Here is a 10,076-nt window from a genome sequence, read left to right as displayed (position 1 = left end):
TCTATGGAGGTTCTGAATGAAAGACAGGAGTTTCTGCTAAAAGTCCCTGGCCTTGGGGAGTTCAATATTAATTGAGCTTCACTTTCGTTTCTGCAATAATCTATATTTTGAAGAGTCCTGTTTAAACAGTTCGATCTCTAGAACCGCTATGTCCCATTTCTGCTGAAATTTTCATCGCGATTTTTTTAACTGATTTTGAAATTTCATCGATCCGCTCTTTTCCGAAGGTAATGGTCGTTGAGGTTATGCCTATGGCTCCGATACAGCTCCCTTTGTCATCAAAGACAGGGGCGGCACAGCATCGGATATCATCAATAAACTCAACTTCATCCATGGAAAATCCCTGTTTTTTTATGACGTCTAATTCGGTCCGCAGGGTTTCCGGATCTGTAATTGTGTACTTGGTGCGGTAACACAGGGTGTTTTCGGAAATATATTCATCAAAGCTATAATCTTCACTATAAGCAAGAAATAGTTTTCCATGGGATGTGCAGTATAGAGGGAACAAGCTGCCTACCGGAGATGTGAATCGTATTGGATGGGTTGTTAATTCAACATCTAAAATCATAGTCTGCATTCCAACAGGAACCGCGAGGTGGGCTGTTTCTCCGGTTTCGTTCATCAATGCATTGAGAAAAGGCCTGGACACAGTCTTGAGATCGCGCTGCGAAAGGGTGTGCAGACCATAATGAATCAGCATGCTTCCCAGGAAATATCTGTCTTTCATTTTTTCAAGAATAAGTTCTTTCTCAAGGGTGTGCAGTATTTTAAATACTGTGGATTTAGGTGCCTCGAGCTTTTTAACTATATCACTGAGAGTCAGGCCATCGTCATGCTCAGATATACATCCAATAACTGCAAATGCCTTTTCGAGTACCGGTATTGTATATGAAGCAGCCATTGAATCTCCCTGTGATTTTAATAATATTTCGGGGTTTATATCATTAGAGTTTTATATATATAAACAGACCATCAACATTCACATAAACCCTCTAACGGAAGTTGATAGCCCTAATTATGAAGTATGAAATAAAAAATTAGACAATTTGATCATATTTTATTTTCATAACTACTTTTCGTATTACTGTTTTCTGACCGGACAAACATCCGGGTCTATGAACATCGGATGGAAAGAAGATGGCGAAACTGCCCTCTTCGAAATCCAGCATGGTTTCTTTGACCGGGGCTTGATAGAAGACAACATCATTATCAGGTCTCAGATCTTCCTTGATAACCATTGATTTTCCAAGATCTGCATATCCGATCATTTCTGTTCCCGAAACAAGGTATTGAATATCCACATATAAACTATGGGACTCAGGTTTTCGGTTTACAACAGAATCAGTTTCCATTTCCTGAACCAGTGCAAAGAGGTTCTTGCCGTCAAGCTCATAAGTTCCGATTTCCATTTTTGTAAAATCAGTATCAGCTAAATATTGTAATGCTTTTTGAATAATTTTCGGGTAAGTTTTTAATTCATCGAGATGATTAATGTGACCCAATATCATTTTGTACTCCTTATCTAAGGTCTTTCATATCTACGCCATCCATATCGGTAAAGGTCTGGTTTTCTCCAACCATTCCCCAGATAAATGTGTAGTTTTTTGTGCCTGCACCAGAATGAATAGACCAGCTTGGTGATATAACGGCTTCTTCATTTCTCATAACAATATGTCGTGTCTCATCAGCTGTACCCATTAAATGGAAGACAACCGTATCTGCTTCCATATTAAAATACATATAAACTTCCATTCTTCTTTCATGGGTGTGAACCGGCATTGTATTCCATATACAGTTCGGTTCCAGGAGAGTCATTCCCATGCAGAGTTGGCAGCTTTCAACAACGGCCGGATGTACATACTGATGAATCGTTCTTTCATTGGATTCTGCAAGGGAACCAAGATGAACTTTTTTAGTCTCTGAGAGTGGTATCCATTTCGAGGGATATGCCTTATGTGCCGGACCTGAAAGAAGGTAGAACTTCGCAGGTTTATCTGCAGATTGACTCGAGAATGATATTTCTTTGGTTCCCATTCCTATATAGAACCCGTCATTCTGATCCATTTCAAAAGATTTTCCGTCGAGTATTATTGTTCCTGAGCCGCCGATGTTTATAACACCGCCTTCACGGCGTTCAAAAAAATAATCGTTGGCAAGATCCTTGCCTCCTTCCAGGGACAGTGATTTTGATGCAGGACAGATCCCTGCCGTGATAATGCGATCAACATGGCTGTATGTAAGATTTGCTTGATCCTTAACAAAGAGATTCTGAATCAGGAATTCTTTCCTGAGTTTTGCTGTGTCCATTGTTTTCCCATGTTCAGGGTGGACGGGATATCTTATATCCATATTAAAGCTCCTTAAAAATATATAAAGTTACATAAAATTACATGAAGATAATCGGCAGTCCCAGCGTCAGCTGCGGTATAAATGTAATGGTAATCAAAGCCAGTAGGTTTCTAATCAGAAACCTTGTTTCTGATTAGAAACATGGTAGCATGGCCTTAAATAACAGTCAATTTATTTTTATATAAAATAAGAAGTGTAAAATGGCCGTTTCTTTAATAGCTGCAGTACTCAAGAGATGCAGCTGCCCCGATTTCATGGGACCCTCGGTGGACGGTGATATGTACGGGGGGAAGGGGGCAGTAACATTATAAAAAATCTATTGAAGGAGATTTCTTCAAGGGGGTGAAGAGAATTTTTCAGAGGATTGTATTGAGATTACAGATGATAAAGATCTTATCGATATAAATGATACCGACTGGTTTCAGGAGTTTCCACTTCTTCCAGGAAAGTCTGTTGAGGGTCATGGACGTATTCAAAAATTGACACAAGCAGAACTGGGGTTGACTCTTGGTGGGAAAACCAGACAGATTATTTCTGATATAAAAAAGGAAGAAAAATCATTTTCCTGAAACTGGTAAATTAAGCGGTTCCTGTACCGGGGTATAATTACAAGGCCTATCTCTGAACGATAATTCTTAACTGTTTAAATTCCCTTTTTTCACAGACAGATTCAAAAGGTCTATAGTATGGGCTTTAGGGGCTCCCCCCTAAACCTGCATCTCCGCTCCTGTCGGGTGAAGAGTATTCTCAACAGAATGATAGTTGATGTGGGTTTTGATTCCGGCCTTTTTCAAACCGATAACCAGGGATGTCCGGATTTCCACTTTCAGCTCCCAGGCGTCAATGGGTGATGTTGCCCAGGTGGCCAGCCAGCATTTGATGCTGTCCCGGCTTGTCTCCATGATCCAGAAGGTGGGTTCTTCAATCCCCATTCTCTTATCGCTGGAAAGGGCTGCATCCTGGGCTATTTTTTTGACAAGATCTAAATCTGAATCATAAGACACAAAGAACTCTACATGGGCCCATTGCCACTTGTCATTCAGGGTATAGTTCACAAATTCCATATTGATCATTGTGCTGTTGGGTATGACTAAACGGCGCCAGTCCCACAACTTGATAATCGTATGTGTGGAAGAGATATCTTCAATGGTTCCGTATTGTTCATTGATCAGGATTGTATCCCCGATATTCAGCATTTTAGAGGCAGTGATGGCGATTCCCGATAGGAAATTATCTATGAATGGTTTAGCAGCCATACCGGTAATGATGGCGGCAGATCCCACCAGAATTGAAATAAAAGCCTGGGGCAGCTGGTCAATAAATGGAAATGAAACCGCAATCAGAAGTGTTATAAAGGCTAAAAAAGTGGCGACTCTCCGGAATATTGAGAACCTGTTGGTAACACCCGCTTTGGCTCTGTTTTTGAAGGATCTCAGAGGACGGTCCAGGGGAGTGGCCGTATCGATGGTTTCCGAATTTTTCAGCCTGTCAATGACGGCTTTTCTTTTCTTTAAGGCACGTTTGTGTATAACCTGAATGGATACTAGCAACCCGATACCGGCGGCGACAATAATTGCGAAATAATAAATTTGTACATGGTTCATATGCTTTTAGAATACCTTTGTTAGATCGATCAGTCCATGGGGAGAGTCGGGGACTTGGTTGGTCATTTTGGAAATAAGTATTCAATCCGGTCTTTATTATTTACGAAAATTAAATTATTAGTACTTTATAGTAAATACTTAGTATATTATTTGATGTAACATTTTATTTCAAAATTAAAAGATTCAAAATTAAAAGATTCAAAATTCAGGACATAAAATGAAAATCAAACATAAAATTCAATTTATCAACTTTATGCAGGGATTAACTTTCATTCTGCTCATTCTCATATTCTTTCGTTTTTCCTCATATACGATGAAAATTGAGAAGGAACAGGGCACCCTGGCTGATGTTTACAACAGTCTTCTGATGGAACAGATTCAGGTCGAGCGTCTTACCTCCCGGAGTCTGGATGAACAATACACACTCTTTAAGGAAGGACAGCTGAAATCCGATGAAATAATAGCTGATTTATCCAACTTGAAGTATCTGCCACAGTTTTCAGACTCCATTAATAAATCTCTGGAGTCTATCTCTACAATTCAAATGATCCGCAGCAACGCCTACACAGGAATAGATACTGCTGTGAAATCACTTATGAATGAAGATCTTATCAAAGAGAAGAAGTCTCTCTCTCTCATCGAGATATATGAAATGACATGGAATGAAGACCTGGATCTGGATGTTTCATTCATTCGATTTAATATTCTGAATTTGATAAACCAGATTGCAAAAAGCAGTAATATTCTGGATGGTTTTATGGTTGGTGTACGAGATGAGATCAGTTCCATTGATTCTGAAATTACCAAACTTAATACAAAAAACCAGAGAAATATCTTTATTCTTGGTGTTTTTATTGTAGGACTCTTTTTTATCTTCAGTATTAAACAGTCGATGAATCTTACAAGGAGAATCCTAGGGATCGATGTGAATGTCGATAGATTGAAGGGGGGGGATTTGTGTGTTCATTTCTCCGAGTCCGGGAAGGATGAACTCTCTACGTTGAGCCAGAACATGAATATCTTTCAACAGACAATTTCATCATCTCTAAACCTGTTAAAAGAAATTTCAAAAGAGAATATGGACGTGCAGAAAAATCTGGATACAGATGTGCGGGAAGCTGAAAATAATACAATGACCATGGAAAATCAGACTGTAACGATCGTTGATCAGATGGGGGATTTAAATCAATCCATCAGTCAGTCTTCCGTATCCATGGGTTCTCTGAATGGATCGGTTCTTTCTTTAAACGATCAGGTCATTGAACAACGGTCAATGGTGGAAGAATCTACGGCCTCCATTACAGAAATGATCGCCTCAATCGACAATGTTTCGGTAATAACTGATAAAAAAACGAATGTAATTCATGAACTTGTCAAACTGACCAAATCCGGTGAGGGCAAGATGGCAGCCAATATCAACGCCATCTCAAACATCACTTCGAATATAGATATGATTTCAGGAATAGCTGATATTATTGATGATATTGCCAGTCAGACTAATCTTCTGGCCATGAATGCTGCCATAGAAGCGGCTCATGCCGGTGATGCAGGTAAAGGATTCTCGGTAGTATCGGGTGAAATCAGAAAGTTGGCAGTGGCCGCATCAGAGAACTCCAAAATGATCACAACAAGGCTGAAGGATATCATCTCCAATATCTCCAGGGCTTCTGTCTCAAGTGAGGAGTCTTCTACCATGTTTAATAAAGTCACCAATGAGATCGATTTGTTCAGTGAGTCCCTGGCAGAGATTTCCCAGACTATGAATGAATTGAAATCGGGAGGGACTCAAATTCTCTCAGCCATGGGTTCTCTGACTGATGTTTCTCAGATTATCAAGGAGAACTCGGGCCAAATCCTGGACACGAGTAAAAATCAGGAACTTCTGGTGAATCACATTGATGAAGCATCCTCCAGTGTTTCCCGGAATATTGTGGATATTCAGGTCAGAATAAATAATATAAATAGGATTCTCAACAATGTAATGAATCTGTCAGAAGCGGTGGGAATCTCGGCCGTGAATATTGATAATTCAATTGCCAACTATAAAACTGAAGAGCCATCAGGCGTTCTATAATACCAGGAGTTAATTATGAAAGTCATTGCATTCAACGGGAGTCCGAAGAAAGAAGGAAATACATACACCGCCATTAAACTGGTTGCCTCAAAACTGGAAGAGCAGGGAAGCGATGGTGAAATTGTCCATGTGGGGAATAAGGTCATCCGAGGCTGTCTGGCCTGTGGTCACTGCGCAAAGAGCCAGGATGAGCGCTGTGTTACGGTCAATGATGAAGTGAATGAATGGATTCAGAAGATGAAAGAGGCTGATGGAATCCTTCTTGGATCTCCCACCCACTATGCCGCTGTGGCAGGAACAATGAAATCATTTCTGGACAGAGCCTTCTATGTGGCCGGCGCAAACGGTGGTCTTTATAGAAATAAGGTAGGGGCTGCCGTGGTGGCGGTTAGACGATCGGGGGGTGTACTTACTTTCAATCAGCTCAATAATTTTTTGAATTATTCAGAAATGATGATGCCCACTTCAAACTACTGGGCTGTCATTCATGGAACAACGCCGGGAGATGCCCTGAAGGATGCAGAAGGGGTTCAGATTATGGAAATCCTCGGTAAAAATATGGCGGTAATGCTCAAACAGCGGGATCAGACCAGAGACATCAGTGATCAGAATCTGAAAGTAAAGAAGATCTTTACGAGTTTTATTCGTTAAAGGTTGTAAATACCGGAAGAATCTTCTTCCGGTATGATTGAGAGATTTAGGACTCGTGCTGATCAAACTGACTTTATTTTTGGTTCTGGACGACATCCAGAAAAGCCAACATGTTTTCAATAGAGATATCCGGAGGCATGGAATGAGTCGGTGCGGCCACATAGCCACCATTTTTCCCCATGATATCCAGCATCTCCCGGGTGGCATCTCTGACTTCCTGTGGAGTCCCGAAGGGCAGCACATTCTGAGTACTGATGCCTCCGTAAAAAGTCAGAGAGTCTCCAAATTCTTCTTTTACTTTTGCTACATTGTATATCTCAGGCTGGAAGGTGTTGTACATATCCAGGCCCATATCTATGAGATCACCAAAGACGTCATAAATATCTCCGCAGGAATGCTGACAGATAGTTCGATCCTTTGATTTGACATAGGAATACATGCTTTTGAGAGAAGGCCCTATAAACTTTCTCCAGTAATCCGGTCCCATTATGAGCCCTTTCTGCTGGCCCCAGTCATCTCCGAAAAACAGTCCATCCACGGGGTATTCCATGACGATTTTAGAAACAGCCAGATTGTACTCCACAATATTTTCAAATAGTTCTGAAACAAAAGAAGGGTTAAGCACCATATCTGTCAGAAGATTTTCTATTCCACGGAGCGACCAGGCTCTTTCATATAAAGAAAAACCTATGATGTACATGGTAAACTTATCTTTGTTTTCGGGGCTGGTAAGACGCAGGCATTTCTCGCGAATCTTCTGTTCATCAGGAGCCGGGAATTTGTAATCTTTCAGAGAAGGACTTTCCAGAAGACAATTTTCAACGACACCGAAGTCTCCCTGCTGATCCAGGAGCCAGACAGCCCCGAACATATCTTTTCTACGGGCACTATCGATGGCCTCAAATTCTTCATTACGTTCCAAAGCAAAGCAGCTGTCCACGCTGGAAAGAAAATCCTTGCCCAACTCTTTTATTACCTTATTTTCCATCTCTAATGTCAGATCCAGATGAAAGGGAATCCTGTTTTCCTGCTTATGAGCAATCGTGTTAATAACCAATGATTTGTTGTCCATATTTATGATATTAACGGTATTTTGGGGTTGAGAATGTTTTCTTCGGCTGATAATATGGATTATCCGGCTACTCATAGCCGGATAACCACTATGGCAGATATAATTGATCGCTTACAATCTACCGATCTCGATCCTGAACTTGAAAAGATCCTGGATAATTTTTCATCCCTTTTTGACATCCGTATTGCCTATTTCAAGCCCAATGGTACGGAGTATATGATCGGGAAAAATAAAAAAATCTCCTCCTATTGTGAATTTCTAAGAGAAAGGCTGCACTACAAAAACCGCTGTCTGACCCTGGATAAAGCCAAACAATACAGAGCCCGAAACAGCCGGAAGATCCAATATTACCGCTGCCATGGCGGCTGCTATGAGGCGATTAAACCCTTGTATTATGGGGATGAATTGACAGGATATATTATGATGGGCCAGGCCAGTTGTCAGAAGAATGTGCCCGATCCTATTGTACAGGATGCCCGGAAAGCAGGAATTATCCCGGATATAATTGAAGCTTTTAATGATTTACCCAATTTTACATCAGACAAGATGGATGCGGTTATGCAGCTTTTTTCTGAATTAACCGATTTGATTATTCTTAAAAAACTGATTAAACAAAATGAGCAGGGGCCGGTTAAACAACTTGTTGATTATATGGAAACAGTTAATCCCGGAATCAACCTGAAACAGGCGGCTTCCCTGGTGCATCTCAGTGAAGACCGGCTTCGGCATAAGATCAAGGAAGACATGGGCCGGACATTCACAGAGCTTCGGAACTCTATTTGCATGGGCCGTGCCTGCAAGCTGCTGATTGAGAACCGGGAACTGTCGATTCAGGATATTGCCTATGAATCAGGATTTTCAGACCCCCAGTACTTTTCCAGAGCCTTTAAAAAGCACACTGGTTTCTCTCCATCCCTTTTTGCGGCTAATAGCAGATCCTGACCTCAGGTCCTTTTGCCTCCCATGTATATTGGATGACTATGCTCCTTGTCTGCGGGCCAGACAAGTTTTTATTATTAGAAATTATCTTGATTCTCAACCCAATTTAAATAATACTGAAATGGTAATATATAAACTAGAATTGAGGATGTATAAGGTGATAAAAAGAATTTGTTCATTGATTGGAGTTATAGCAATATCTGCAATTACTTTGATTTCATGTGATCAACCCACGGATGAAGCTTCCAAGGATGAGGCTGCCTACCCGAATGCCATTTATTATGAGGGTTTTGAAGACGGCCTGGGTCTATGGGGACCCAACCCGAAGGCGTCTGACAGTACAGCAGTCAGTATTGATACCAGCTTAGGGGCCAATGGTACATCCAGCAGCCTCTATCTGGATAATTCTTCCGAAAGCGGCGACTTCGAGAATGGTGCGGCTTATATTACTTTCCCCGACGGCATCACTCCAAGCTATATCAGTTACTATGTCCGGTATAAGCAGAACATTACCACAACTGGGGCCGAATACGCTCTGGCTGTAATATTCTACGATAATACAGATACAAGCAATGCGATTACGACAGATCCCTTTTATTCAGAATTCAGCACTGACGGCACATTAGAGGATTACATATATTTTGATGATGCAACTTCAGATCCTTACACATTACCTAATGCCTGGTATCAAATTTAATATAAAAACATTGTTTTTACTGATGGTGTGACCGGAGGAACCTATGACCTTTATATTAATGGTATCGAATTTGAAAGAGCTGTTGAAATAGATGCCGGCAGCCTGACTGATAATGTCTCAATTAAAGCCGTAACCATAGGCAATGATGCCGTTGGATCAGCTGCGCCCCAGGAATCCTGGTTTGATGAACTTGTAATCAAATGAGTCTCAGATAAGCCGGACAGCGACATGCCATCCGGCTTCTTTGGATATCCTTATGAAGGAGAGGTGATCTGAATGGTTGCACTGCTCATGACAGCGGTGCCGGCTGTTATTCCTGTTGAAGCAGAAGGTGTGATTTTCACCTTTAGTAATTTTCCAGTGTCAACAGGACTCGCGGGTGTATAATTATCTTCTGTCTCTCCAACAATGGCTTCATAGTTTCCGTTCTCAGTGGTAGATCTATACCATTGGAAGGTTGGTGATCCGGCTTCCAGGTCACCCTCTGCATCGCTGTAGAAATAGTTTACTTTTGATTTTGTAAATGCCTGTGATCCCTGAATAAGTTCAGTCTTCAGAAGTGTATCAGAGACGCCCATGAGATTTCAAAGATCTGGAATCCCTGAATTTTGAGTCCTTTCCCTACTTATTCAATATCCATAATTTGTTGTATTTCATACTTATATTTACTAATCTTATTTGAGTATGCAG

11 protein-coding genes are annotated in these 10,076 nt (G+C 41.0%); 5 read left to right on the top strand and 6 right to left on the bottom strand.

What is annotated here, in order from left to right:
• Positions 1-121: 121 nt before the first annotated feature.
• The 4 genes from PF479_RS06375 to PF479_RS06360 all read right to left on the bottom strand — a co-directional run bounded on the left by PF479_RS06375 (position 122) and on the right by PF479_RS06360 (position 3,953).
• Positions 122-901 (bottom strand): IclR family transcriptional regulator, encoded by a 780-nt coding sequence (locus PF479_RS06375; RefSeq protein WP_298003728.1) that lies wholly within the window; start codon positions 899-901, stop codon positions 122-124.
• A 136-nt stretch (positions 902-1,037) separates the two neighbouring features.
• On the bottom strand, positions 1,038-1,508 hold the full coding sequence (locus PF479_RS06370) for a YhcH/YjgK/YiaL family protein (protein ID WP_298003725.1): 471 nt from the start codon (positions 1,506-1,508) through the stop codon (positions 1,038-1,040).
• A 10-nt stretch (positions 1,509-1,518) separates the two neighbouring features.
• Positions 1,519-2,349, bottom strand: coding sequence for a 5-dehydro-4-deoxy-D-glucuronate isomerase (gene kduI, locus PF479_RS06365; RefSeq protein WP_298003723.1), 831 nt, complete (start codon positions 2,347-2,349; stop codon positions 1,519-1,521).
• A gap of 707 nt (positions 2,350-3,056) precedes the next feature.
• Positions 3,057-3,953 carry a mechanosensitive ion channel domain-containing protein gene (locus tag PF479_RS06360; RefSeq protein WP_298003720.1) on the bottom strand — a complete coding sequence of 299 codons (897 nt, stop codon included), beginning with the start codon at positions 3,951-3,953 and terminating at the stop codon, positions 3,057-3,059.
• Between the two features lie 217 nt (positions 3,954-4,170).
• On the opposite strand from PF479_RS06360, the gene PF479_RS06355 reads away from it, so the two are divergent.
• Positions 4,171-6,027, top strand: coding sequence for a methyl-accepting chemotaxis protein (locus PF479_RS06355; protein WP_298003718.1), 1,857 nt, complete (start codon positions 4,171-4,173; stop codon positions 6,025-6,027).
• A gap of 15 nt (positions 6,028-6,042) precedes the next feature.
• Positions 6,043-6,678 carry a flavodoxin family protein gene (locus tag PF479_RS06350; RefSeq protein WP_298003715.1) on the top strand — a complete coding sequence of 212 codons (636 nt, stop codon included), beginning with the start codon at positions 6,043-6,045 and terminating at the stop codon, positions 6,676-6,678.
• Positions 6,679-6,751: 73 nt separating this feature from the next.
• Here PF479_RS06350 and PF479_RS06345 read toward each other — a convergent pair whose 3' ends face one another.
• Positions 6,752-7,735 (bottom strand): uroporphyrinogen decarboxylase family protein, encoded by a 984-nt coding sequence (locus tag PF479_RS06345; RefSeq protein WP_298003713.1) that lies wholly within the window; start codon positions 7,733-7,735, stop codon positions 6,752-6,754.
• A gap of 105 nt (positions 7,736-7,840) precedes the next feature.
• Between PF479_RS06345 and PF479_RS06340 the strand changes: the two genes are divergently transcribed.
• The 3 genes from PF479_RS06340 to PF479_RS06330 all read left to right on the top strand — a co-directional run bounded on the left by PF479_RS06340 (position 7,841) and on the right by PF479_RS06330 (position 9,590).
• A complete protein-coding gene (locus PF479_RS06340) occupies positions 7,841-8,692 on the top strand; it encodes a PocR ligand-binding domain-containing protein (protein ID WP_298003710.1) in 852 nt (283 codons plus the stop codon).
• Between the two features lie 154 nt (positions 8,693-8,846).
• The gene (locus PF479_RS06335) at positions 8,847-9,386 is read left to right on the top strand and encodes a hypothetical protein (RefSeq protein ID WP_298003708.1); all 540 of its coding nucleotides are present in this window, start codon (positions 8,847-8,849) and stop codon (positions 9,384-9,386) included.
• Between the two features lie 27 nt (positions 9,387-9,413).
• A complete protein-coding gene (locus tag PF479_RS06330; protein WP_298003705.1) occupies positions 9,414-9,590 on the top strand; it encodes a hypothetical protein in 177 nt (58 codons plus the stop codon).
• Positions 9,591-9,640: 50 nt separating this feature from the next.
• Here the strand turns inward: PF479_RS06330 and PF479_RS06325 are convergent, their stop codons facing one another.
• Complete coding sequence (locus PF479_RS06325; RefSeq protein WP_298003702.1) at positions 9,641-9,964, bottom strand: hypothetical protein; 324 nt, start codon at positions 9,962-9,964, stop codon at positions 9,641-9,643.
• Positions 9,965-10,076 lie beyond the last annotated feature (112 nt).

Origin of the sequence: Oceanispirochaeta sp. (assembly GCF_027859075.1) — a bacterium.
Taxonomy (GTDB): domain Bacteria; phylum Spirochaetota; class Spirochaetia; order DSM-2461; family DSM-2461; genus Oceanispirochaeta.
The sequence above is the reverse complement of the archived record's forward strand: the minus strand, read 5'-3'. Positions and strand labels throughout refer to the sequence as shown.

Coding starts and splice junctions, on each gene's coding strand:
- PF479_RS06375 (WP_298003728.1), bottom strand. CDS start 901: ATGGCTGCTTCATATACAATACCGGTACTCGAAAAGGCATTTGCAGTT.
- PF479_RS06370 (WP_298003725.1), bottom strand. CDS start 1,508: ATGATATTGGGTCACATTAATCATCTCGATGAATTAAAAACTTACCCG.
- kduI (WP_298003723.1), bottom strand. CDS start 2,349: ATGGATATAAGATATCCCGTCCACCCTGAACATGGGAAAACAATGGAC.
- PF479_RS06360 (WP_298003720.1), bottom strand. CDS start 3,953: ATGAACCATGTACAAATTTATTATTTCGCAATTATTGTCGCCGCCGGT.
- PF479_RS06355 (WP_298003718.1), top strand. CDS start 4,171: ATGAAAATCAAACATAAAATTCAATTTATCAACTTTATGCAGGGATTA.
- PF479_RS06350 (WP_298003715.1), top strand. CDS start 6,043: ATGAAAGTCATTGCATTCAACGGGAGTCCGAAGAAAGAAGGAAATACA.
- PF479_RS06340 (WP_298003710.1), top strand. CDS start 7,841: ATGGCAGATATAATTGATCGCTTACAATCTACCGATCTCGATCCTGAA.
- PF479_RS06325 (WP_298003702.1), bottom strand. CDS start 9,964: ATGGGCGTCTCTGATACACTTCTGAAGACTGAACTTATTCAGGGATCA.